At 36.7% G+C, this 22,817-nt stretch carries 24 protein-coding genes; 14 read left to right on the top strand and 10 right to left on the bottom strand.

Going from position 1 to position 22,817, the window contains the following annotated elements; genetic code table 11:
- Nucleotides 1-91: 91 nt before the first annotated feature.
- Nucleotides 92-1,084, top strand: coding sequence for an ADP-ribosylglycohydrolase family protein (locus BV902_RS07920; RefSeq protein ID WP_075991473.1), 993 nt, complete (start codon nucleotides 92-94; stop codon nucleotides 1,082-1,084).
- A gap of 394 nt (nucleotides 1,085-1,478) precedes the next feature.
- Here the strand turns inward: BV902_RS07920 and BV902_RS07915 are convergent, their stop codons facing one another.
- The 4 genes from BV902_RS07915 to BV902_RS07900 form a co-directional block, all read right to left on the bottom strand.
- Nucleotides 1,479-1,925, bottom strand: a complete 447-nt coding sequence (locus BV902_RS07915) for a nuclear transport factor 2 family protein (protein WP_157625942.1) — start codon at nucleotides 1,923-1,925, stop codon at nucleotides 1,479-1,481.
- 153 nt (nucleotides 1,926-2,078) lie between these two features.
- Nucleotides 2,079-3,257: a putative Ig domain-containing protein gene (locus BV902_RS07910; protein ID WP_075991471.1), complete on the bottom strand. Its 1,179-nt coding sequence runs from the start codon at nucleotides 3,255-3,257 to the stop codon at nucleotides 2,079-2,081.
- A 110-nt stretch (nucleotides 3,258-3,367) separates the two neighbouring features.
- A complete protein-coding gene (locus BV902_RS07905) occupies nucleotides 3,368-3,703 on the bottom strand; it encodes a hypothetical protein (RefSeq protein WP_075991470.1) in 336 nt (111 codons plus the stop codon).
- 199 nt (nucleotides 3,704-3,902) lie between these two features.
- Nucleotides 3,903-4,349, bottom strand: a complete 447-nt coding sequence (locus tag BV902_RS07900) for a nuclear transport factor 2 family protein (RefSeq protein WP_075991469.1) — start codon at nucleotides 4,347-4,349, stop codon at nucleotides 3,903-3,905.
- A 354-nt stretch (nucleotides 4,350-4,703) separates the two neighbouring features.
- Here BV902_RS07900 and BV902_RS07895 point away from each other — a divergent pair, with 354 nt between their 5' ends.
- Nucleotides 4,704-6,386, top strand: a complete 1,683-nt coding sequence (locus BV902_RS07895; RefSeq protein WP_075991468.1) for a S8 family peptidase — start codon at nucleotides 4,704-4,706, stop codon at nucleotides 6,384-6,386.
- A 281-nt stretch (nucleotides 6,387-6,667) separates the two neighbouring features.
- Here BV902_RS07895 and BV902_RS07890 read toward each other — a convergent pair whose 3' ends face one another.
- Nucleotides 6,668-7,018, bottom strand: a complete 351-nt coding sequence (locus BV902_RS07890; RefSeq protein WP_075991467.1) for a DUF3024 domain-containing protein — start codon at nucleotides 7,016-7,018, stop codon at nucleotides 6,668-6,670.
- A gap of 578 nt (nucleotides 7,019-7,596) precedes the next feature.
- Here BV902_RS07890 and BV902_RS07880 point away from each other — a divergent pair.
- From BV902_RS07880 to BV902_RS27680, 4 genes are all read left to right on the top strand, one after another.
- Entirely contained in the window at nucleotides 7,597-8,502 is a 906-nt protein-coding gene (locus BV902_RS07880) for an alpha/beta fold hydrolase (RefSeq protein WP_075991465.1), read from the top strand.
- Nucleotides 8,503-8,592: 90 nt separating this feature from the next.
- The gene (locus BV902_RS07875; protein WP_075991464.1) at nucleotides 8,593-9,450 is read left to right on the top strand and encodes a helix-turn-helix domain-containing protein; all 858 of its coding nucleotides are present in this window, start codon (nucleotides 8,593-8,595) and stop codon (nucleotides 9,448-9,450) included.
- 51 nt (nucleotides 9,451-9,501) lie between these two features.
- Nucleotides 9,502-10,155 carry a hypothetical protein gene (locus BV902_RS27685; RefSeq protein WP_216640446.1) on the top strand — a complete coding sequence of 218 codons (654 nt, stop codon included), beginning with the start codon at nucleotides 9,502-9,504 and terminating at the stop codon, nucleotides 10,153-10,155.
- An 11-nt stretch (nucleotides 10,156-10,166) separates the two neighbouring features.
- Nucleotides 10,167-10,415 carry a hypothetical protein gene (locus tag BV902_RS27680; RefSeq protein WP_216640445.1) on the top strand — a complete coding sequence of 83 codons (249 nt, stop codon included), beginning with the start codon at nucleotides 10,167-10,169 and terminating at the stop codon, nucleotides 10,413-10,415.
- 454 nt (nucleotides 10,416-10,869) lie between these two features.
- Here the strand turns inward: BV902_RS27680 and BV902_RS07865 are convergent, their stop codons facing one another.
- Nucleotides 10,870-11,316 (bottom strand): nuclear transport factor 2 family protein, encoded by a 447-nt coding sequence (locus BV902_RS07865; RefSeq protein WP_075991463.1) that lies wholly within the window; start codon nucleotides 11,314-11,316, stop codon nucleotides 10,870-10,872.
- Nucleotides 11,317-11,676: 360 nt separating this feature from the next.
- Here BV902_RS07865 and BV902_RS07860 point away from each other — a divergent pair, with 360 nt between their 5' ends.
- Both BV902_RS07860 and BV902_RS07855 read left to right on the top strand, forming a co-directional pair.
- Complete coding sequence (locus BV902_RS07860; RefSeq protein ID WP_083663514.1) at nucleotides 11,677-12,537, top strand: hypothetical protein; 861 nt, start codon at nucleotides 11,677-11,679, stop codon at nucleotides 12,535-12,537.
- A 104-nt stretch (nucleotides 12,538-12,641) separates the two neighbouring features.
- Nucleotides 12,642-13,592, top strand: a complete 951-nt coding sequence (locus BV902_RS07855) for a hypothetical protein (RefSeq protein WP_075994672.1) — start codon at nucleotides 12,642-12,644, stop codon at nucleotides 13,590-13,592.
- Between the two features lie 534 nt (nucleotides 13,593-14,126).
- Here the strand turns inward: BV902_RS07855 and BV902_RS07845 are convergent.
- On the bottom strand, nucleotides 14,127-14,423 hold the full coding sequence (locus BV902_RS07845) for a hypothetical protein (protein ID WP_075991461.1): 297 nt from the start codon (nucleotides 14,421-14,423) through the stop codon (nucleotides 14,127-14,129).
- 833 nt (nucleotides 14,424-15,256) lie between these two features.
- Between BV902_RS07845 and BV902_RS07840 the strand changes: the two genes are divergently transcribed.
- On the top strand, nucleotides 15,257-16,489 hold the full coding sequence (locus BV902_RS07840; protein WP_075991460.1) for a hypothetical protein: 1,233 nt from the start codon (nucleotides 15,257-15,259) through the stop codon (nucleotides 16,487-16,489).
- 105 nt (nucleotides 16,490-16,594) lie between these two features.
- Here BV902_RS07840 and BV902_RS07835 read toward each other — a convergent pair whose 3' ends face one another.
- Nucleotides 16,595-16,981 (bottom strand): hypothetical protein, encoded by a 387-nt coding sequence (locus BV902_RS07835; RefSeq protein ID WP_075991459.1) that lies wholly within the window; start codon nucleotides 16,979-16,981, stop codon nucleotides 16,595-16,597.
- A gap of 353 nt (nucleotides 16,982-17,334) precedes the next feature.
- On the opposite strand from BV902_RS07835, the gene BV902_RS07830 reads away from it, so the two are divergent.
- The gene (locus tag BV902_RS07830) at nucleotides 17,335-17,943 is read left to right on the top strand and encodes a hypothetical protein (protein ID WP_075991458.1); all 609 of its coding nucleotides are present in this window, start codon (nucleotides 17,335-17,337) and stop codon (nucleotides 17,941-17,943) included.
- A gap of 48 nt (nucleotides 17,944-17,991) precedes the next feature.
- Here BV902_RS07830 and BV902_RS07825 read toward each other — a convergent pair whose 3' ends face one another.
- A complete protein-coding gene (locus tag BV902_RS07825; protein WP_075991457.1) occupies nucleotides 17,992-18,744 on the bottom strand; it encodes a carboxypeptidase-like regulatory domain-containing protein in 753 nt (250 codons plus the stop codon).
- A gap of 493 nt (nucleotides 18,745-19,237) precedes the next feature.
- Between BV902_RS07825 and BV902_RS07815 the strand changes: the two genes are divergently transcribed.
- Both BV902_RS07815 and BV902_RS07810 read left to right on the top strand, forming a co-directional pair.
- Nucleotides 19,238-19,744 (top strand): YfbM family protein, encoded by a 507-nt coding sequence (locus BV902_RS07815; RefSeq protein WP_075991455.1) that lies wholly within the window; start codon nucleotides 19,238-19,240, stop codon nucleotides 19,742-19,744.
- Nucleotides 19,745-20,149: 405 nt separating this feature from the next.
- Nucleotides 20,150-20,680: a hypothetical protein gene (locus BV902_RS07810; RefSeq protein WP_075991454.1), complete on the top strand. Its 531-nt coding sequence runs from the start codon at nucleotides 20,150-20,152 to the stop codon at nucleotides 20,678-20,680.
- Between the two features lie 399 nt (nucleotides 20,681-21,079).
- On the opposite strand, the gene BV902_RS07805 is transcribed toward BV902_RS07810, so the two are convergent.
- Nucleotides 21,080-21,466: a hypothetical protein gene (locus BV902_RS07805; RefSeq protein WP_075991453.1), complete on the bottom strand. Its 387-nt coding sequence runs from the start codon at nucleotides 21,464-21,466 to the stop codon at nucleotides 21,080-21,082.
- A 423-nt stretch (nucleotides 21,467-21,889) separates the two neighbouring features.
- Here BV902_RS07805 and BV902_RS07800 point away from each other — a divergent pair, with 423 nt between their 5' ends.
- Nucleotides 21,890-22,204 carry a DUF5683 domain-containing protein gene (locus BV902_RS07800; RefSeq protein WP_075991452.1) on the top strand — a complete coding sequence of 105 codons (315 nt, stop codon included), beginning with the start codon at nucleotides 21,890-21,892 and terminating at the stop codon, nucleotides 22,202-22,204.
- Between the two features lie 59 nt (nucleotides 22,205-22,263).
- Nucleotides 22,264-22,797, top strand: a complete 534-nt coding sequence (gene lepB / locus BV902_RS07795) for a signal peptidase I (protein WP_075991451.1) — start codon at nucleotides 22,264-22,266, stop codon at nucleotides 22,795-22,797.
- Nucleotides 22,798-22,817: the final 20 nt, after the last annotated feature.

Below are 22,817 nucleotides of genomic sequence, written 5' to 3'. Positions count from 1 at the left end.
AGACTAACGATCGGGAAAACTCGGTGAATGGAGGAAATAGGGAGGTGAATATTTTTTATTATATTGATATGAATCAACGATCAAATTATTTATGAATATACAGTCTAATACAGCTGCTAATCAAGCGAAAAATAAAATGTATGGAGCATTGTTTGGCATTGCGGTTGGTGATGCATTTGGTGTACCATTTGAATTCAGGTCGAAAGAAGAAATGCTAAAAAATCCAGCTACCGAAATGATCGGATTTGGCAGCCATAATCAACCTATGGGTACCTGGTCAGATGATACATCTTTAACCTTGTGTCTTGCAGACTCGCTGTTAGGTGGATATGATTTGGTAGATATCTCCAAAAAATTTATAGCTTGGAAGGAAGGTAAGCTGTGGACAGCAAGAGGAGAAGTCTTTGATATCGGCATCACCACGGCTAAATCGATCGGTGAGCTTAAAGATATTATCGGATCCGGGCAAATCGGAGAGCTACATTTGCTAAAATATCGGGCGAGAGAACAAGACAACGGCAATGGTTCGTTAATGAGAATATTACCCCTTTTATTTGAGATCAAAGGACTTAGCCCGTCGGAACAATTCGAGAAAATTTGGGAAATTTCCGCCCTAACGCATAAGCACATACGCGCTGCAATGGCATGTTTTATCTATCTTAAATTAGCCGAACTCATTTTGCTAGGTTTGGCCAAAGAGCAGGCTTATGCTGAAATGCGGAATCAAGTTTCAAAGTTCTGGACGGACATCAATTTCCCTGAGTCGGAAATAACTCATTTTAATAGCACCATTTTGCATGACATCCGATCTAAGACACATAATCAATTAAGGTCCAGCGGTTATGTGATCGATAGTCTAGAATCAAGCCTATGGGTTTTTATGGAAAAAGACAACTATAAAGACACTGTATTATCTATTGTAAGCCTTGGTGAAGATACAGACACCGGGGCTGCGATTGCGGGCGGATTAGCTGGTTTGTACTATGGGCTGGAAAGTATACCTGAAGATTGGCTTTTGAGCATCGCCCGCTATGATGATATCAAATTGCTAATAGAAAAAATAGCGAAGAGATATTTGGATTAGAAATTCGATAATAATGTCTAACAAGTAAGAGCTTATTTCAAAAATGTCAATTTAAAAAATCGAAACATTTATTTTTAAAACTATTTTAAATCGACAGCTGTTCTTACTATACAAAGCGGCTATTAGCTGCCTTTCAAAAGAAAGGTTCAACATAAAAATTGGCGTCGTACAGTGAAAATCCAATTGTCTTTAAAAGCGTTGGATGACGAAACAAAAAAGAGGAAACGATAGGAAACATAAAAATTACTGTACATGTAAACGCTAAGAGAAAGGGTCTGATGAGAATCAGGCCCTTTTGACGTAAAAAAGCCACATCTCTCGACCTGGCCTTAATAAACATATGATTCACTAGTGGTTTGTCTTTTATTATTGGCAAGCCACCAGTTACTGGATACTACTTATACGAATTGATCGATTTGGATACTTTCCAGTCATTGCCCACACGCTCCAAAGTAACTAAATCAGTCTTGGTGAAGTTCTCAAATTTCAAAGTCACTTTAGCGACCATATAGTCTGCCGACTCCTCGATGATAGCTGTGCTTACTGTACAGTTTAGCTTTTCGCCTTTTTGTTTTTTCAAGGATTTAACCACTTCGCTATGGCTGTTAGACTGCGCATTGGTAGCTTGGATCTTTTGATTAAAATCAGCTGCAAATAACTGCTCTACATCTGCTGATTCTCCCTCAGTAGTTACCGCTACATAGTGCTCTAAAGCGAAGTCTGCGGTAGAAAGGTTAACGTTTGCTTTTGACGATTTTGCTCCAGGTCCTTCAGCTGCCATAGCGAAAGTTGATACTGCGATTAAGGCTGCTGCTGCGAATGTTTTTACTAGTGTTCTCATAATGTCTTTTTTTTATAGTGTTAGTTCTGTTGTTCTTATTTGTTGACTCAAAACTACAACACAATAGGCCCTTAGCCTACGGGCTTTAGACTAACGATCGGGAAAACTCGGTGAGTGGCGGGAATGGGGAGGTGAAAAGTCTTATAGCAGTATTTACTTTTTTACGGTTATGTTAATCTTATCGTCTGCCATATTTGAATATCGGTCTCTTGCTGAAAAAGTGAGTTCAAAATCCCCCTCGACAGTTGGCAGCCCAGATAATTTCATTTGTTCTCTATCAAAATGCAGCCAATTAAATTGGTCTTGGTTAATACTGTAAACCAACCGTTCATCATCTATATCTTTAAAATAATTTTTTGGGACGGATATCTCGAATTTCTTTCCTATTTGAACTGTTGTATCAGAAAGAGAATTATAGACAAAAGGCTTAAACAGTTTTGAAGTATTAACCCAATATATATCAGATTCGGTTACTCCGCTTTCTCCAATTTGCAATCGAGTAAAAAACAGGAACTTATTATCAATAGTTACAAATGGTCTTCTGTCCCAATCTTTTGAATTTATTGTTGAATGAACAATTTGCGGCACAATCCAATTATTGTGTATATCGCGGTAACTGATATATAGATCAACTTTACTTTCATCGTTTGTATATCTACAAAAAATTATGTAATCCTCTTTTGGAGAAATAAATACACTTTCCTCATCATTTGGGGAGGCAAATTCCGGTATGATATCTGCGCTTGGATGCGCATTACCCACGAGCTTTGAATAGAATAAATCAGCGTTGTGGCAATTTTCCTTTCCCTCGCAATTTCTGTTGGATGAAAAATAGATTGTACCGTCATAAGTCATGCAGGCGTTTGCTTCCCTACTTGCCGAATTTATTGGAGCTTGTATCATATTTGGAATCCCCCACTCACCTTTAACTTTCTCAAGTATCCAAATATCTGTGGAGGCGTTGTCCTTTCCAGCATTACTTTGACTAAAAAGTAAGGATGTACCATTAGGTGAAAAATAGGGTAAATAGACACACTTATTTCTTAATGGTTCAAAAGCTACAGGTTTAGTCCACTTTTTGTTGATTTTTTTAGCATGAAATATCGCTCCACTGAAATCTTCTTTATCGAGTATTCCAAATGCTAATTCCCCGCCATTAGGTGTAAATGAAATACCATGTTCCAGTCGGCCTTTTACTGAAATGGTACCTGGGGCAAAAACAATAGGGATAGAATCAGGGTAGGTTTGCCCAAAATAATCTACCGAATCGGTAATCGATTTACAACCAATTAATAGAAAGATTAGAATAAGAGGAATGATTATTTTAGTCATATATCTGAATTTACGAATGCTCAGGAATCATGCCCAACCAATCTATTCCATTATCTTTATGTACTCGCATCTTAGCATATTTTCTTCTTCTTATAAATACAGCTACATTTTTATTTCCGTTTTATTGCGGGTGGCAGCTCTTCGTAATAATCTTTTATATAACGACTAAATGGATCTCCTGTAAGACCGATACTATATTCAAATAAATCAAAATCAAATGTGAAAGAAACTTCCTTATCCAGAAAAACCTTATTCTTCTGGTAGAGCTCTTCGTCTATAAAATAACTGACATCTTTAAACAAGAAGGTTTCAGTAGTCACTTGATCCTGAAAAAGTTCATAAAATTTTTCATAAGGAATATGAGAGACATTTAAATAGCCAAAAACGTAATCGGCTCCTTTTAAAACAATTTGTAAATAAAGTTTATAATAATACTTTTCGGTCATAATTAATATATCCTTGTGGCAATACTCACTTCATAAAGAAAACTCATCATCACTCATGAATACTTAAAGTTAATCAAAAAGTCTGCCTTATACTTGAGCAAAAGAAAAAAGCCAGATCTCGCGACCTGGCCTTTAAACTAAACTTAAACATATGATTCACTAGTTGTCTGCTACCGAGCAGACAACTAGTTATTAAATACTATTTATACGAATTGATCGATTTGGATACTTTCCAGTCATTCCCCACACGCTCCAAGGTAACTAAATCTGTTTTGGTGAAGTTTTCAAATTTCAACGTTACTTTAGCAACCATATAGTCTGCCGATTCCTCGATGATAGCTGTGCTTACTGTACAGTTTAGCTTTTCGTCTTTTTGTTTTTTCAGGGATTTAACCACTTCGCTACGGCTATTAGACTGTACATTAGTAGCTTGGATCTTTTGATTAAAATCTTCTGCAAATAGTTGCTCTAGGCCTGCTGATTCTCCCTCAGTAGTTACCGCTACATAGTGCTCTAAAGCGAAATCTGCGGTAGAAAGGTTAACGTTTGCTTTCTCTGATTTCGAACCTGGTCCTTCAGCTGCCATAGCGAAAGTTGATACTGCGATTAAGGCTGCTGCTGCGAATGTTTTTACTAGTGTTCTCATAATGTCTTTATTTTATTGTGTTAGTTTATTTATCTATTCTTATTTGTTGACTCAAAACTACAACACAATAGGCCCTTAGCCTACGGGCTTTAGACTAACGATCGGGAAAACTCGGTGAATGGCGGGAATGGGGAGGTGAATGTTTACGAATTACTGATTACGGAGAATTATATTCACAATTAAAGAAATATAAGGGCAATCGACACAAAAACTAAAATTAAATAATAAATAAAGAGAATTAATAGTCAATATTTATTTAATTTGCACTCGATTTCACTACAAATACAAAAACTTATTTGGTAACACAAATAAGTCTATATATACCACAAAAATCAATTGAATTATAACATATAAATGCTTCATTCATTCAAAATCTCCTCGTACTTACTTTTACTGTGCTTTTTATTTAATTCATGCAAAAAAAATGAAGAGACTATCATTCCAGAACCTGTAAGAATTGTCATTAAACCAGATGAAGTTTACTTAAAACGTGAAATACAATTTTTAGGGGCCAGGCTGTCAACTGAAATACAGAATCTGCCGGTAGGTGACTCAGATGAAATAAACTGGACAGTCGAGAACACAAGAATTGCAAGTTTAACACAAAATCCAGAAACAAAAGAAGCTTCAGTATGGCCTGAAGGAGCTGGCGAAACATATGCAATAGCAACCCTCGCGAATGGCAAGGCAACAGCAAAAGTAAAAATCATTGTAACAGATGCCAATGACTACAAGTTTAGGTTAGTACTAAAGGACAAAGGGACATCTTCTCATACGTTGAATAATCCTGAAACATTCTTATCAGAGAAGGCTATCCAGCGGCGGCAGAAACGAAACATCGCAATCGACAATTCCGATCTTCCGATTTCGGAGGACTATTTAAATCAAATTGAAAAGATAGGATGTAAAATTGTCTCCAAAAGTAAATGGCTAAATACCGTCACGGTACATTGTGTAGATTATTTCCTTATTGACAACTATAAAAATCTCCCCTTTGTGCACTCCGCAGAAAAAGTATGGGAAGGGCCTAGGGAAAACTTGACCGAGAAAGGAAAGTATAAAGATATCCCGCAAAGGGTATCCAACAATACCACTAATAATAAATTGGACTATGGCGGAGCTGCCTCCAATATAAGCATAAATAATGGACAGGTGCTTCACGAGAATGGTTTTAAAGGAGCAGGTATCGATATTGCTGTCATCGATGCCGGTTTTTTGAATCTTAAAAATAACCCAGCTTTTAAAAATGTGAATATCAAAGGTGCTAAATCTTTTGTCTATGAAAACGATGATCCATATGCGGTCGATATGCACGGAGTTTGGGTAAGTTCCTGTATGGCTGTCAACCAACCTGGAACATATGTGGGTACCGCACCGGAGGCAAATTACTGGCTGCTGCGCTCTGAAGATCAATCATCTGAACAGCATGTTGAAGAGGACTACTGGGCCAGCGCTGCTGAATTTGCGGACAGTGTTGGTGTAGATATTATTAATTCGTCACTTTATTATGGTCCAGAAAGTTTCTACAATCCTGCTTATAAATTTGAAGAGATGGATGGAAAGACCACATTTGCCACAAGGGCTGCTAACATAGCAGCCAGTAAAGGTATCTTAATTGTCAATTGTGCGGGCAATGACAGAAGCTGGGTAGGGAGTCCGGCCGACTCTCCTCATGTACTTACAGTAGGTGCGGTATATGATAATCGTAGGGTAGCATATTTTACATCTTGGGGAGTGACAGTAGATGGCAGAATGAAACCGGATGTTATGGCCCTAGGTGGAGGAGCATGGGTAATCGGGGAATCAGGCGTCGGTGAAACACGTAGCGGAACCTCCTATTCGAGTCCTATACTTTGTGGCTTAGCCGCCTGTTTATGGCAAGCTTATCCGCAATTGAGCAATAAAGAGCTAATGGATGTAATACGCAAATCAGGAGATCGAATCAATACTCCGGTTATCCCTTATGGTTATGGTATTCCTGACATGAAGAAAGCAATGGAAATAGCAAAAGAGATCAAAAAATCAAGAAAGCTTTAATAGGGATATTAAAGCTACGGGGAGTAATGACTCAAAAAAGCCAGGTCTCAAGACCTGGCTTCTAAACTAAACTTAAACATATGATTCACTAGTGGTCTGTAGCCTGCCTGAGCTGACAAACCACTAGTTGTTAAATTCTATTTATACGAATTAATTGATTTGGATACTTTCCAGTCATTACCCACACGCTCCAAGGTAACGAGATCAGTCTTGGTGAAGTTTTCAAATTTCAACGTCACTTTAGCGACCATATAATCTGCCGATTCCTCGATGACCGGATATCATCCGAAAAAACATCCATATCCATCATGATCGATTTCATCCAACAATAATTGCAGATTAGTACACTCGGGTTTCGGTTCATAAGCCTCCCATTTGCCCGATCCTCGCATCCAATAGAGTTTCCAAATTTTAGCTGCTTTCACAAAGCGAAGCTTTGCAAACGGTAATTCTACAATATTCGTTGGGTCATTCCATTGTGGTCTAATTTCAAACAGTAAAGCCGTTTTCCCATCCCACGAATAACCAAAATCCAATTTTTTGCGTACTTCTGCATCTTTTGGTCTTTTGGAATCTATAAAGCTTTTCAACTGAATTTTAATCATTGAAATAAGTTCTTTTTTATGCATCATAGTTACAAATTTAAATTTATCGGCTTATTTTTCCATCTCATACCAATGATCTAACACACTTTGCTGAACTAAAATTTTTATTTGCGCTTATTTATAGTTGTTTTTTGTAAACAAACGGCTGATACTCCGATACAATTTTATCGATTAACTCATCCCTACACGATGGATTGATGAGATCAAAATCAGCATAGCGTTTCCCTAAAATTCTTTGATAATCTTCGGCACACTTGTTTTCTTTAACCATTCCCATACTTAAACCAGCCCTTTCATTACATACTTTACTTCATCTGGTCTCCTGCAGTATGCGACCATTTTCAAAGTTATCATTATCGCCGAATCGAAATACAATGATCTAAAAAAGCTAGATCGCCCGACATGACCTTAATATATAGATGTTTCACGAGATCGGCCTTGGTAAAAACTTCAAATTTCAACATTACTTTTGATTCGAGGTTATTATCCTCAAATTCTTTATTAGGGAAAAAAGTACAATACATATCCACCATTATCCATTCCATTCAAACCAAGCTGATTATACCTTTGTATCATAACTTTGAAACAATTTAAACATTAAAAAAATGAAAACAATTATTACAATAATCAGCTTAGTGATGACTTTATTGAGCACTTCTATTTTTGCTCAAGGGAAAAGAGTACCAGCTTCTGCCGGAAGAGCAGAATACATCGAAGTAGAAAAGGGAGTAAAGCTCCATGTAACCGACCTTGGCGAAGGTAAGCCTATTGTATTGATTCACGGTTGGCCATTGAGCGATGAAATGTACGAATACCAATACCAATATCTATCCCGCAGAGGATTCAGAGTGATTGGAATTACACTTCGTGGTTTTGGAAAATCAGATAAACCTTACGGAAAGTATGACTTTGATGTTTTTTCCGATGATATAAAAGTGGCTCTGGAAAAACTGGACATACAAAATGCTACGCTTGGAGGATTTTCGCTCGGTGGCGCAATAGTACTGCATTATGTAACAAAATATAACTCCGCCCATATAAGCAAGCTAGCGCTGTTTGGAGCGGCAGCACCATCGTGGAAACAAAGGGAAGGTTTTCCTGACGGATTGCCGGATGCAGCTGTACAAGGATTGATAAACGCAACCAAAACACAAAGACAGGATCTGATCGCAAGTTTCGGTGCAGGCTTCGTGGCGAAAGAGGGCAATATCTCTAAAAACGTAGAAAAATGGTTGGAGAATATCAACTTACAGGCCTCTCCTTATGCCATGACAGAATCGATCACCGCACTCCGCGATTTGGACCTACGCCCCCAGCTTTCAAAAATCAATATTCCTGTGACCATCTTTCAGGGAGTGTATGATAAAAACTGTCCGCTTGTTTGGGCCGAACAATTACAGAAAGGCATAAAAAATGCAACGCTTATCCGCTTTGAAAACAGCGGTCATGCTTTGTTCGTCGAAGAAATGGAAAAATTCAATACCGAGCTGGAGAAATTTGCAAAATCATGATGAATTGCAAAACAGGAGAGCAAGAATATTATGTTCTCCTGTTTCTATTTAAACTGAGATTAGTATTTTTAACCCCATTAGTTTACCAATATGGCAAGTGAAAAAGTATTTCGAAACGACCTAAAAACCATAGGACTTATATCGTTGCATGAAGAAAATGTTGACTCCATTAATAGCGCGGGTTATAAACAATACATAAAAGTACTGCTTCTTTCAAAGGGAACTGAGTTACAGGTTGATCTTGCTGAATATTCCGTAAAACAGCCCTCCCTGTTCTTTGTAAGCCCCAATCAGCATCTGCATATAAAGAAGCTCGGAAAGGAAGAAGGACACTTCATCTTTTACAACCGCAACTTTTATTGTATCCAGATACACGATGAGGAAGTAGCCTGTAACGGATTGCTGTTCAGTAACATCTACAATATGCCGATGGTGGAATTGGATAATGGCGAAATTCCTTTCTTTAGCTATATTTTCGGACAGATTACGGATGAGTTCGGATTGAACGATACCTCGCTGGAAGAGATGCTTCGTACCTATCTCAAACAATTGTTCATCAAATCCGCACGGTTGTGGAAAAAGCAAAATCTCGATAAAGAACTTACTGAACAGAACAGCGACCTGGAGTTTTTCAGGAAGTTTACCTTGTTGGTTGACGAACATTATAAGGAAAAGCACCATGTTGCCGACTATGCCGAACTGCTGTTTATGGCTCCAAAAACGATTAGCCATAAATTTAAAAGGCTCAATCTGCCACAGCCAAATGATGTGATAAAGAACAGAATTCTGTTAGAAGCAAAACGGCTGCTGGTACATACCAATCTGACGGCAAAAGAGGTTGGCTATGAACTGGGATATGAAGATCCAGCATACTTCAGCAGGCTATTTGTGCAGAAATCAGGTGAAACGCCATCAGCATTCCGGGCAAAATTTCTTGCCATAAATTAAATTCAGTCTTTTTTGTAAATTCAGTCTCTTTTGCTCCAAAACAAATTCAATATGATAAGCAGATTCTTTACTTACTTATTTTTTTCTCTTATTATCCCGATGGCTCTTCGCGCGCAAAGTCCAGAAAGCCGGTCCTTGTCAGCATTGGCAGAACGAATACAACCGGCACCGGACGAAGTTTTCAACAAATTTCGTGAAGCAGGGATGCAGCCTGTGGATCATGTACTGACAGCAAAAGAAAAAGACAAGGTCGCAAAGGCTTTTAGTATGCTGTCGCCGCTGCATAGTAAAATTCTGAAGCAACATCTGCACAGTATAAGCTTCATGGATAATATGCCCAATACGGCACTTACATCCCCGGTTGAAACAGCCGATTCAAGCCAAAAATTCAACATCACTTTTCGTGCAGAGATTATTAATGAAACTGTTTCCCAATGGGCCACATGGAAGGAGAATTCGTACTACACATTTCCTGAAGACAGCGGACTGAAGGTAACGATAGAAGCCGGCGAGCTGGACGCTATGGTGTACGTATTGCTTCACGAGGCAACGCATGTAGTGGATGCGGTGCTGGCTCTTACACCTCACTCCTTCGAAAGTGATACAGTTGCGGCACCTACAGCATTTACCCGGGGTATCTGGCATGCCGCGAATGTGCCCGAGAAAGCGTTCATTAGCCCTTTGCTGGCAACCACACGCTCCTAAGCGGAAAGCAGGTGCCGGTTTCTGATGCACCTAAAATTTACAAAGAGCTTCAAAAAACACCCTTCGCGTCACTTTACAGTACAGCTGCATGGTTTGAAGACCTCGCTGAGCTAGTGGCTATCTATCATTTGACAGCAAAGCTAAACCAGCCGTTTCGGGTATCCGTAAAACAGAACAGCAAAGAAATCATGAGTTTTGAACCGATGAAAAGTAAGCTGGTAAAAAAGAGGCTGGAGCAGCTGAAGGTATTTTATGATTAGCGGTCCTTCATGATTAATCGCGAGTTGTAAGCTCTGGTTGATAATCAAAGGATGTTTCAAATGTTTACTAGTACAACCAGTACTTCACTAAGAGCGTAAGCTTTTTGAATTAAAACTGCAGTTAGTAAAAAATTATAAAACTATTTTGAACTGGCTATTGTTCTTATAATACAAAACGGCTACAAGCTACCTTTCGAAAGAAAGGTTCAACATAAAAATTGGCGTCGTACAGTGAAAATCCAATAGTCTTTAAAAACATTGGATGACGAAACAAAAAAGAGGAAACGATAGGAAACATAAAAATTACTGTACAAATAAACGCTAAGAGAAAGGATCTGATGAGAATCAGGCCCTTTTGAAGTAAAAAAGCCACATCTCCCGACGTGGCCTTAATAAACATATGATTCACTAGTGGTTTGTCTTTTATTATTGGTAAACCACCAGTTATTGAATACTACTTATAAGAATTAATTGATTTGGATACCTTCCAGTCATTAGCCACACGCTCCAAGGTAACTAAGTCCGTTTTTGTGAAGTTCTCAAATTTCAACGTTACTTTAGCGACCATATAATCTGCAGATTCTTCTAAAATATCAGTGCTAACTGTGCAGTTCAGTTTCTCTCCTTTTTGCTTTTTCAATAGTTTAACTACGGCACTACGGCTGTTAGACTGCGCATTGGTAGCTTGGATCTTTTGATTAAAATCTTCGGCGAATAACTGCTCTACACCTGCTGATTCTCCTTCAGTCGTTACCGCAACATAGTGTTCTAAAGCGAAATCTGCTGTGGAAAGGTTAACGTTTGTTTTTGTTGCTTTGGCTCCAGGTCCTTCAGCTGCCATAGCGAAAGTTGATACGGCGATTAGGGCGGCTGCTGTGAATGTTTTTACTAGCGTTTTCATAATGTCTTTATTTTATTGTGTTAGTTTTTTATCTGTTCTTATTTGTTGACTCAAAACTACGACACAATAGGCCCCTAGACTACGGGCTTTAGACCAACGATTGGGAAAACTCGGTGAATGGCAGGAATGGAACGGCGAGGAAAGTGAAATTATTTTTATTATCTTTTAACAACAATTAAAAAACGCGATTCGCCAAGGTCGATGTTGTAACTGATTTTAGCGAAGCGGAGAAAAACAAAGTTATTAACCATAGCGAAGGAAATGATGGAACAACGTCTAATTAAACTGTTCAGATTCTTACTTTTATTGTCATTTATATTTGTCAATGTTAGTTTATTTAGCCGACCAAAATATTTTGTTATGCCGGATAAGCCGGAGAACTATTCAATTGATCAATACAAATTATCAACAGAAAAACTATACGGTATAGAAAAGAATGTAGAGTTATTTACACTCACATTCCATAATGGACCAGACTCAATAAGTAAAGATAAAATTAATGCCAATACGCAGCTCAATATAATACTTATTGCTGTCCTCCCCGATTTGCTAGGGAGCGCAGATTGGAAAGAAATTAATCTCGATACTATTAAAGACGACATTATTACTACTTCGGTATTAAATAGATTATTCCGAATAAATACTCTTTCAGGTTTAGATGACCCTTATGGTCCAAAAACTAAATATTTTGACGAATATCAAATTATCCGGAAAATTGGCAACAAATACTTTGCCTCTAAACATTGTTTAATTCAATTTTTTGCCGTCAGAAATAGGCCCTCCATTTTTCAGCATGTGTTTGGGACAATAAATATTGAGCAAGAGCCGCTCAAGATTACAGAAATGGAAACTATTTTTAAAAAGATATACCCCGGCACTAACTTTCCACCATATACGATCGGCGACACACCTTATTCCTACAGTAGCGCTATTGATTATTTAAGAGATCGGAAAGAATATTTGTCAAAAACCATCAAGTTCCAAAATAACGAAATTGGTTACCAGTTTTGGACCTATACCAACTGGCATACGCATGATCATGAGTTGGAGGTAGATAGAGGTATAGACAGATTTGTATACGTGCCAGGAAAAGGGATCGTGGGTGGCTCATTTGACTTCTACTTTTATTTTTATCGTAAGAAATTGCCCATAAAGTATAGCGACTTTCTGAATAATGTGAAAGAGGAAAAAGTGATGATTGCGCCAGAATTTAAAGTTTAATGATCGCTCATCACATTAAAAAATGCTATTCACCAAAGTCGGTTCATTAAATGATTTTAGCGAAGCGGAGAAAAATAGAGTTATTAACCATAGCGAAAGAAAAGATGAAACAACATGTAATTAAACGGTTCAGATTATGGCTTTTGATGCCACTATTAATTGTTTCGCTCAGTTTATCTGCCAACGTCAAATATATCTTATTAGCCGATCAGCCACAGGGCTGTATCTTAGATAATTACAAATTATCTACAGATAACTTGTATGGTATCAAGAAGAGCGTTGAGCTATTTTCACTGACGTTCATCGATGGTATAGCTATAGATCGAAATAAATTGGACCAGCAAAAAGACCTTAATCTAATTCTTATTGCCGTTCTTCCAGATTTGGAAGGGAACCGTGATTGGACTGAAATTCATCTGGATAGTATCAAAAATGATACGATACCCCACCAATACCTTAAAAGGCTATTAGGAGCCAATACATACGCTGATTTTGATAAAACATACGGTGCAAAAACTAAATATTTCGACGAATATCAAATTATCCGGAAAATTGGCAACAAATACTATTCGTCCAAACACTGTCTAATACAATTTTTTGCGATAAGAAATAGGCCTTCCATTTTTCAAAATATGTTTGGAACAATAAATATTGAGCAAGAGCCCCTTAAAATTACTGAAATGGAAGCTATTTTTAAAAAGAGATATCCGCATGAAGAATTTCCTGTTTACACTATCGGCAATACCCCTTACGACTATCCCACTTTCGATTATCTAAGAGACCGAAGAGAATATTTATCTAAGGTCGTCAAGTTTAAAAATGGTAAAATGGGTTATCAATTTTGGACTTATACAGACTGGCATACGCATGACCATGAGTTGGAGGTAGATAGAGGTATAGACAGATTTGTATACGTGCCGGGAAAAGGGATCGTGGGTGGTTCATTTGACTTCTACTTTTATTTTCATCGTAAGAAATTGCCCATAAAGTATAGCGGTTTCCTGAATAATGTGAAAGAGGAAAAAGTAATGATTGCGCCAGAATTTAAAGTTTGATAATCGTTCATCAACTATTGACACACATTGGATAACAAAACAAAAAAGAGGAAACGATAGGAAACATAAAAATTACTGTACAGATAAACGCTAAGAGAAAGGGTCTGATGAGAATCAGGTCCTTTTGACATAAAAAAGCCAGATTCATAAAATCTTAATATTTTTCACAAAAAATAATTCGTCATTTTTTTAGCATCGATTTTATCATCATGCAAATATTGGAAAAAGCAAAAGGGAAAACCATTGCCCAAAAATCTCTATTATTATGATACTTCTGAACAAATACAAACAGATCCCCGCCATTTATCTGCCCAAGCAGGAGCATTAAAAAGATATAGGCAATCAGAAAAGATAGCATATAGCTAACATATTCTTTCAGCGAGCGTGCCAGCCTGTTAAATAAAAAGACAAACGATATCATGATAAAAAACGTAGCTCCCTGAAGAATAAAATATTGAAAAAAAGATTAATTTAATATGCTTTAACTAGATTTTGATGGTAATATAATTTCTCCTATTTAATCCGATATCTTCTTTAATCCGATATCTTCCAATCAGCCTTTTCATAAAAAAAATCACAGGTATCATCCAAAACAATATTGATCTTATTTCCAACTTTTTTTATTTCTAGCTCATTTGAGACAGTCCCACCTGAATTGCTTAAAACTAATACTGTTCTAAAAAACTCATATTCTATACGATATTCCCCATTTCCCCAGTAAGAACTTCTATATTTATTTTCATCAAGCAAAGTAAGCATATCATCCCTATTCGGTAAATTCCCCATAGCAGTACATTCGTGATATTTAAAATAATATTTCCCTATAATCATCGAATGAGTAATTAACCGTGAATATACAATTGCCAAAACCAATAAAAATACAATAAATAAGAACGGCCAATTTTTAGTCTTTTTCACTCTTAAACCGACATTATACTGATGATCATTATTGAGTTGTATAAATTAAAACATGTTAATATGGTCGATTATTGCTCACAGTACCTATAGGTTTTTTGATCAGAAAGCCTATTTAGATATAACCTTCTTTCGCCATAATAGCTATCAATCCGGTTAATCACAGCGATTGGGGAGTCAATAACCAGCCTGCTATAGATGGTATCATTCCGTACGAAATTACTCGTATCATTAAACACAAGGATATCCTGTAGGTCACTATTATCGCCACAATTTTTCCAAATGGAATTTGTTAAACTCTTGTTTTTGCAAGAAAAAAGCTTGGCCCCAAAATAACAAGGAGAAATTTTAGTCTCATCGTAAAACTACTTTGCATAATATGTACGCTAGCAATAATACATAATTTTCTAAACTATTTCAGCCTCCAATTTTGCAGAGAAGTCTTCTACTTACCTCAGACTTGAAAACAACATAAAATAGAAAAAGCCACACCTCACGACATGGCTTCACAACTTATCTATTTGTAAGGGATGGCTCCTAATTTATACGAACTGATCGATTTGGAGACTTTCCAGTCATTACCTTCGCGCTCCAAGGTAACTATGCGCTACGCCTGCTGATTCTCCCTCGGTCTTTACCGCAACATGGTGTTCGAAGGCAAATTCAGCGGTGGAAACCAATTTCTAACAGATTAATTTTGAAAGCAGGATTCAAACTAATATATTAGTTATAAAACTAAAAAACTAGTTATGAAGATATTTTTCACGCTATTCCTACTTATAATTAGCGACTTGGTCTCAGGACAAATCACAACGCAAAAATTATTTGATCTCAATGACCAACTTTTTAAAAAGCATCCAGAAAACTACCAGATAGCTATCCAGGAATTCAACAAGCTAACAGTGGATAGCATGGATGCAAGAACGAAATCTCTTTTTTATCAACTCCAATCTACCTATCATTCTTTTATCGGCAACTATGATAGCTCCAGATTTTATTGGGATCAGCAATATGTCCACGCGCTCAAAAACGATGAAATAAAATATGATAGCAAATTTTATAAGCAGCACGACTTTGTCGATGCCAGAAAGTTCATCCTAAAAAAGGCCAAAAATGAAAAAGTAGTCATGATCAACGAAGCTCATAATATTCCCTATCATCGCACATTTGCAGCTCAATTATTAAATGGGTTTCGCAAATTAGGTTTTAAATATTTAGCTATTGAAGACCTTGCTGATCAAAACATTAACACGACACGAACCGTTACAGATACAACAGGCTATTATAGCCATGAGCCCCTTTTCGCAGAAATGATCAGGGAAGCATTGCGACAAAATTTTGTATTGATAAATTATGACGCCAACAATACAAATAGTAATCGCATGCGCGACTCATTACAAGCCGTCAACCTAGCAAAATTGCTAAAAACTGATCCTGATGCGAAACTGCTTGTGTATGCAGGATATGACCATATCCATGAAAATACACGAACCAACTGGAAAAAAATGGCTCAGTTCTTTAAAGAAATGACCAATATCGACCCCTTAACAATATCACAAACTCGACATATTGAACGATATTATTCCCAATTTGAAACGGACGAATTCCTTACCGTAAACAAGTTTGTTTCGTTTAGCTTTAGCAAACCTGTCGTCGCTTTAAAAGACGGTACAGCCTGGCATGATGACTTCGTGGATATTTCACTTTTTTACCCTCGCTATCTAACTACAAATAGTCGCCCTGAATACTTGTCAGATAATAACCTTACAAAGTCAATACAGCTAGATACGCACGGACAAAAAGGGATTTTTGTTCAAGCTTATTATGCAGACGAAAAACAAGGACATCGAATACCAGCAGACCAGCTTTTCATCAAAAACACAAAGGAATTTCTATATTTAAGGCCTGGCAACTATATTCTTGAATTTAAAAACACAAATGATCAGATTGTAAATACAAAAAGATTAAGTGTTCGTAAATAACAATCAAAAAGCCAGATTTCACGACCTGGCTTCTAAACTAAAATTAAATAGATGATCCACTAGTGGTTTGTCTTTTGTTACTGGCAAACCACAAGTTGTAAAGTTCTATTTATACGAATTGATTGATTTGGACACTGTCCAGTCATTACCCATACGCTCCAAGGTAACTAAATCTGTTTTGGTGAAGTTCTCAAATTTCAAGGTCACTTTAGCGACCATATAGTCTGCCGATTCTTCTAAAATGTCTGTGCTTACTGTACAGTTCAGCTTCCCTCCTTTTTGCTTTTTCAATAGTTTAACTACGGCACTACGGTTGTTAGACTGTGCATTGGAGGCCTGGATCTTTTGATTGAAATCTTCTGCGAATAACTCCTCTACTCCTGCTGATTCGCCCTCTGTAGTTACCGCAACATAGTGATCGAGTGCCAAGTCTGCTGTGGAAAGGTTAACGTTTGCTTTTGTTGCTTTTGCTCCAGGTCCTTCAGTTGCCATAGCGAAAGTAGATACTGCGATTAGAGCTGCTGCTGCGAATGTTTTTACTAAAGTTTTTTCTCGAAATTATTTGTTTTTTATTTGATGATAAAGCTATCATGAGTGTCCTTTGAATACACTCATGATGGTTCATAATGTCTTTTTTTATTGTGTTAGTTCTGTTGTTCTTATTTGTTGACTCAAAACTACGACACAATACGCCTCTAGCCTACTTGCTTTAGACCAACAATCCGGAAAACTCGGTAAATGGCGGAAATGGTGAGGTGAAGGTTAGCAGTAGGTTTTTATTTAAAAATAATATTAAATTTAGATCTTTACTGATAAAGCATTCAATCTTAAATTCTTCTCAAAATATGGTTAATAAAAATGTTATTAGTAAACTATCAGATAGAGAACTCGAAAAATATATAGAACCAGATAGTCGATCTGTTTCAGATGCTGTAAAATATGCCTACGAGATTCTACAGGAACGTGGGCGAACTTTTACTCCTTCCGAAACAGCACGAATCGAAGCTTTAATTGCCAAAAAAAACGATAGTGAAAAAGTAGTGGACAAAGGATGGGACAAAGGGCTCACAGAGGACGTAAACGCTATTGAACTATATACAAATACACTTATTTGGATGCTTTCCGTAATATTTGGTGTCTTTTTTGGTGGTGTACTTCAAGTGCTAAATTTCATAAAAATAAAAAATATAAAAGGAGCTGTTATTACTACTTTTTATAGTATTATTTATATAGGCATTCAACTAATTATTATAAATTATATTCGAAATAATTATCCTGAAATGAGCCAGAATATATTTTATGTTAACTTCATCCTCTCGGGCATAGGTGCAACTGGTCTATTTTTTATCAGACAACAAATGTTTCCTAATGATCTACAGTATAGAGCCAAATCTTCCATTGTACCATTAATTGCATCACTAGGAATTTCTATTGCGCTATTCTATTTATCTTAAAATAATAAGTGCCATATCTTCTAACAAATTGACTTAATGGGGCGAAGTTTAAGGCTCGATATATTCATGGTAACTTTTTTTGATGTACAGGATAATATCATAGTCGGACATGTATTTAGCGGCGTCAATATTCGGACGGTACAACTGCATGAAAGTTTGTAGAGAATCACCTTTAAGGCCCGTCAAATTTTGAACCTTACGCTTCGAAAAGGTATTATCAAGATACTGTTCTTCTTCTTCCTTTATCAATTTCTGTTGGAGCTTGGATTGAGGGGTCCTATTTTTCCCTAACATAGAAATAACAGAAAGCACATCAACACTAATCAGCGAGGCGGTACTATTGCTAGCTTGATTAGGGTGTCTCGGGACATTTGAAGAATAATTTTTGCTGATGAAAATGTCTTTAAATTTGGGTTTGCTATAATTGAAGGTCTTGGCAAATTCTTCCCGAAACTTTAAGGAATCAGCCTTATAATTTCCTAAAGAATTGATCTTGACTTCATCCAACAATATCGTTGTTTGCTTCATATATATGACCAAATTATCAAGATTGCTATTATCAACTATATATTTTTCCTCGCGATATCCTATTGAAGAAAAGGTAATTGTATCTCCAAGCTTAATGCCTGGCAATATAAATTTGCCATAGCTATCGGAATAGGTGCTGCGTGAAGCTACTTTGATCGAAACACCTATAAGAATATCACCCGAATACTTATCTTTAATCGTGCCTTTCAGATCTTGTGCAGAAGATAAGTTTGCGATAAAGAGCAATAGCAACAACAACTGTAGTCCACTCACTTTCAATTAGTTTTACAATAAAAATATTATAAAACCAAACATCTAGCAATGTTATTAACTCTTTTTAACGCGCGACGCTTAGAGGAAGGAGTAAACGATAGCGACACCACTCGGATTTGTACACTTAAAGACATCCCTATCCTGACGTATCATGGAACGGATAACGAAATCGCCATACACGAAACAGAACGTATAGCCGAATCTCTAAAGAAGTGCAATGTAAATATGATCTTTCACCGCATCGCAGGTGAAGGTCACGGCACCCAATACCTTTATGAAACTGAGCCCTGGATTTATGAGTGGTTGCTGATACAAAGGAAGACGTCGAATAATAACACGCCCATCAAGAAAATTTCAAATAATTGAATTTATCGTATTGTTTTAAATAGCGTAGTTCATTATTTTTATGGAGATACAAAATTTAACAAAGGCCATATAAATGAGATATCAAGACATGGGTATCAGAAAAACACTTTAACCTTTAAATTATACCATGGGAATGACACAAAGCTATCTACGTGTAGATAACGAAACACTTAATAACTTTATCGCAGATAGTAGACGTTTAGAAGATATTGCATTCAAACAAAATAATATTGATAGCGAAAACTTTCTGTATTTAGATAAAGCTTGGGAAGGCATTTTTTTCCTAATTACTGGACAAAGCTTGGCAGAAGCAGTTGAAGAAGAAGCACCGCTTTTAGGTATACTTATGGGGCCTACAGAAATTGACCCCGATCAAGATATGGGTTATGGCCCGGCAACATATAGTACAGCTGAACAAACCAAAGAAATATATAGCGCGATAAAAGATCTTACAAAGGAAGAGCTTTCAGCAAACTATAATCCGAATAAGATGATAGAAGAAGGTATCTACCCTGACATCTGGAAAGATGATGAAAATGCCTTGGAATATCTTCTCGATTACTTCGATGATCTCAAAATCTTCTATAAAAAAGCTGCGGAGAATGGAGATGCTATGGTGATGTATTTGAGTTAAAAATAATTAGGTTTTATTCAAAACTTAGAAATAACTTATATTGACAACAACTCATGTGAATTAATCAACATGAAACAATTAATATTTACTGTCCTTTTCGCATCATTATTTTCGTTAGGTTATGCCCAGACTACAGTGCAGCTCTCAAAGACATCAAAAGGAACACCTATTATGTTGATAGCGTACAGATAAGAAAGAGAACTGTTTGAGAAGTTTTTGAGGTGAGAAATATTCTTGAAAAAATGAAGTTAACAAAAGCAAAATTAATCACTAAAGTCAAGGCTCCTTTAGCGACATTGGGGTACCTCTATTTTAAAGACTCTATATCTAGCGCACAAGGTTTTTTTTTCAAAAAAGCTAGAAAACGGCTTTTATTTATCCTTAGGACTAACAATTGACAGGTATATGGAGAGTGAGTTTACTGGATGTTTTTATTATTCCAAAACAACCCGATGGGCTTCCGTTTGGGGTGATATTCCAACAGAAAGTTATGTAAGACCAGGCTTCTTAATGTCAACAGAAGAACGGAGGGTTTATTTTGACACTGAAAATGAACAACTACGTGATTATTGGTGGGATGGTTTTGATGATTCGTCGGTCGCTTCTTTTATTGAAGTCATCAAGCTCACCGAATCGAGATTGTATGAGGACCGATTGTTGACAAAAAGGATTGAAGATAGCCTCAGCGTGTCACAACTGAAAAATTACGCCGATGAAGTAAAGAAATTGGTCTCCGACATCGAAAAACTGAATTTCATTTATTCTTATTTACCAGACAAAGAAATAGATGGAATACCGATGCAGTGGTTTAAAGCTAGTGAATATATCTTAAAAGAACAGAATGGTATACTCAATAAGAATACGGTTAAAAATTTAGCGTCTGATGCTTTTATTCAACGTACAATCGACAATCTGTCAGCGATAGGAACCCGCTAGTCATTATAAGCGTTAGCTTGCGGAATATGAGGGAAAAAGAATGACATTAGAATAACCAAGATGTTCATACAGTTTAAATAAGCCAACACAATTTATAAAAAAAAATCACTTTGATAAAACTATTTCAAATTGGCTATTGTTCTTACAATACAAAACGGCTACAAGCTACCTTTCAAATGAAAGGTTCAACATAAAAATTGGCGTCGTACAGTAAAAATCCAATAGTCTTTAAAAACATTGGATGACGAAACAAAAAAGAGGAAACGATAAGAAACATAAAGATTACTGTACAAATTAACGCTAAGAGAAAGGGTCTGATGAGAATCAGGCCCTTTTGACGTAAAAAAGCCACATCTCCCGACCTGGCTCTACAGCATTAATATTTATTTGAAATCGCTCCTATTTATACCAATTAATCGATTTGGATACTTTCCAGTCATTACCCGCACGCTCCAAGGTAACTAAATCTGTTTTGGTGAAGTTCTCAAATTTCAACGTTACTTTAGCGACCATATAGTCTGCAGATTCTTCTAAAATATCAGTGCTAACTGTACAGTTCAGCTTCTCCCCTTTTTGCTTTTTCAATAGTTTAACTACGGCACTACGGCTGTTAGACTGTGCATTGGAAGCTTGGATCTTTTGATTGAAATCTTCTGCGAATAACTGCTCTACTCCTACTGATTCGCCCTCAGTCGTTACCGCAACATAGTGATCGAGTGCCAAGTCTGCTGTGGAAAGTTTAACGTTTGCCTTTGTTGCTCTTGCTCCAGGTCCTTCAGCTGCCATAGTGAATGTTGATATTGCTATTAAAGCTGCTGCTGCGAATGTTTTTACTAAAGTTTTTTATCGAAATTATTTGTTTTTTATTTGATGATAAAGCTATCATGAGTGCTTTTTGAATACACTCATGATGGTTCATAATGTCTTTATTTATTGTGTTAGTTATTAGTTCTTATTTGTTGACTCAAAACTATAACACAATACGCCCCTAGCCTACTGGCTTTAGACCAACAATCAGGAAAACTCGATGAGTGGCTGGAATGCGGAGGTGAACGTATAGCACGAATCCGGCACAGAATACCTGATAAAGTTTTTAGAATAGCCAGCCACGTTCAAAAAATAAATGACTAATTTTAATGCAGGGAAAGGCTTCCTATACGCAGGCAGTCAATCACCACCTAATAATTATATTATACCTATTATTCTTTTATGGAAGATCTAACGACAATTGATGTACCTCAGTCACATCCAAGAAATGCTTTTAAGGCAGCTGTATTTTCTTTAGTTTTTCCTGGCCTAGGGCAGGTCTATAATGGACAGATAAAGAAAGGCATTCTTTATTTCGCCCTAAGTTATTTAATCCCTGTGATTTTTGCTGTTACACGTTGGGCAACCTCCTTTGCCGGAATGGTCATTTTTTTTGACGATTGCTATTTCATTCCTTTTATTTATGGTAGTGGATGCTATAATAAATGCAAAAAGACAAAAATTTTACATCCTCAAACCTTACAACAAATGGTATAACTACGTATTGATCGCCATCTTTATCTCTACAACGACCTTAGTGTTTGATATAAAAAAAAATGATAGGCATACAATCTTACATTGCTCAAACAACAGCCAATAACCCAACGATTCTGGAAGGCGACTGGATTATAACAGATACAAAAGCCTACGAAAAAAATCCACCTAAAACTGGAGATCTGGTTACGTTTACTAAAGAAGATGGTCAGTTATTCATGTATCGCATAGTTGGTCTGCCGAAAGACACGATCTCACTTAAAGACAATATTGTATCGATAAATAACAAGCTAAGTAAATCCAAATTTATTGCAGACAGAAATATAGAAGGTATAAACTTTTCTGAATTGGAAGAGACATTTCCAAATGGACACAGTCATCGCATCTATAAAAGTAAAGAAGAGTTTGATGATGGTATGATGAATATGAATGATTTCGTTGTTCCGACAGATAGTATTTTTGTATTGGGCGATAGCAGAGATCATGCGCTTGACAGCAGATATATAGGTTGCATCGCTAAGAATCAAATTACAGGACAGATTAAATACAGTTATTGGGGTAAGACTGGGTTCAAAAGAATGAATATAAAATTCTGACAAGGAAGCACGCCACAGAT

This window comes from Sphingobacterium sp. B29, from assembly GCF_001952815.1.
GTDB classification, from domain to species: Bacteria; Bacteroidota; Bacteroidia; order Sphingobacteriales; family Sphingobacteriaceae; genus Sphingobacterium; species Sphingobacterium siyangense.
The sequence above is the reverse complement of the archived record's forward strand: the minus strand, read 5'-3'. Positions and strand labels throughout refer to the sequence as shown.

Bases quoted from the DNA above. Each gene is read 5' to 3' on its own strand.
- BV902_RS07835 (WP_075991459.1), bottom strand. From the start codon at position 16,981: ATGGCAACTGAAGGACCTGGAGCAAAAGCAACAAAAGCAAACGTTAAC.
- BV902_RS07890 (WP_075991467.1), bottom strand. From the start codon at position 7,018: ATGATGCATAAAAAAGAACTTATTTCAATGATTAAAATTCAGTTGAAA.
- BV902_RS07800 (WP_075991452.1), top strand. From the start codon at position 21,890: ATGGAAGATCTAACGACAATTGATGTACCTCAGTCACATCCAAGAAAT.
- BV902_RS07900 (WP_075991469.1), bottom strand. From the start codon at position 4,349: ATGAGAACACTAGTAAAAACATTCGCAGCAGCAGCCTTAATCGCAGTA.
- BV902_RS07920 (WP_075991473.1), top strand. From the start codon at position 92: ATGAATATACAGTCTAATACAGCTGCTAATCAAGCGAAAAATAAAATG.
- BV902_RS07860 (WP_083663514.1), top strand. From the start codon at position 11,677: ATGCCGGATAAGCCGGAGAACTATTCAATTGATCAATACAAATTATCA.
- BV902_RS07880 (WP_075991465.1), top strand. From the start codon at position 7,597: ATGAAAACAATTATTACAATAATCAGCTTAGTGATGACTTTATTGAGC.
- BV902_RS07895 (WP_075991468.1), top strand. From the start codon at position 4,704: ATGCTTCATTCATTCAAAATCTCCTCGTACTTACTTTTACTGTGCTTT.
- BV902_RS07905 (WP_075991470.1), bottom strand. From the start codon at position 3,703: ATGACCGAAAAGTATTATTATAAACTTTATTTACAAATTGTTTTAAAA.
- BV902_RS07805 (WP_075991453.1), bottom strand. From the start codon at position 21,466: ATGGCAGCTGAAGGACCTGGAGCAAGAGCAACAAAGGCAAACGTTAAA.
- BV902_RS07830 (WP_075991458.1), top strand. From the start codon at position 17,335: ATGGTTAATAAAAATGTTATTAGTAAACTATCAGATAGAGAACTCGAA.
- BV902_RS07840 (WP_075991460.1), top strand. From the start codon at position 15,257: ATGAAGATATTTTTCACGCTATTCCTACTTATAATTAGCGACTTGGTC.
- BV902_RS07855 (WP_075994672.1), top strand. From the start codon at position 12,642: ATGAAACAACATGTAATTAAACGGTTCAGATTATGGCTTTTGATGCCA.
- lepB (WP_075991451.1), top strand. From the start codon at position 22,264: ATGATAGGCATACAATCTTACATTGCTCAAACAACAGCCAATAACCCA.
- BV902_RS07915 (WP_157625942.1), bottom strand. From the start codon at position 1,925: ATGAGAACACTAGTAAAAACATTCGCAGCAGCAGCCTTAATCGCAGTA.
- BV902_RS07810 (WP_075991454.1), top strand. From the start codon at position 20,150: ATGGAGAGTGAGTTTACTGGATGTTTTTATTATTCCAAAACAACCCGA.
- BV902_RS07875 (WP_075991464.1), top strand. From the start codon at position 8,593: ATGGCAAGTGAAAAAGTATTTCGAAACGACCTAAAAACCATAGGACTT.
- BV902_RS07845 (WP_075991461.1), bottom strand. From the start codon at position 14,423: ATGATTATAGGGAAATATTATTTTAAATATCACGAATGTACTGCTATG.
- BV902_RS07815 (WP_075991455.1), top strand. From the start codon at position 19,238: ATGGGAATGACACAAAGCTATCTACGTGTAGATAACGAAACACTTAAT.
- BV902_RS07910 (WP_075991471.1), bottom strand. From the start codon at position 3,257: ATGACTAAAATAATCATTCCTCTTATTCTAATCTTTCTATTAATTGGT.
- BV902_RS27685 (WP_216640446.1), top strand. From the start codon at position 9,502: ATGATAAGCAGATTCTTTACTTACTTATTTTTTTCTCTTATTATCCCG.
- BV902_RS07865 (WP_075991463.1), bottom strand. From the start codon at position 11,316: ATGAAAACGCTAGTAAAAACATTCACAGCAGCCGCCCTAATCGCCGTA.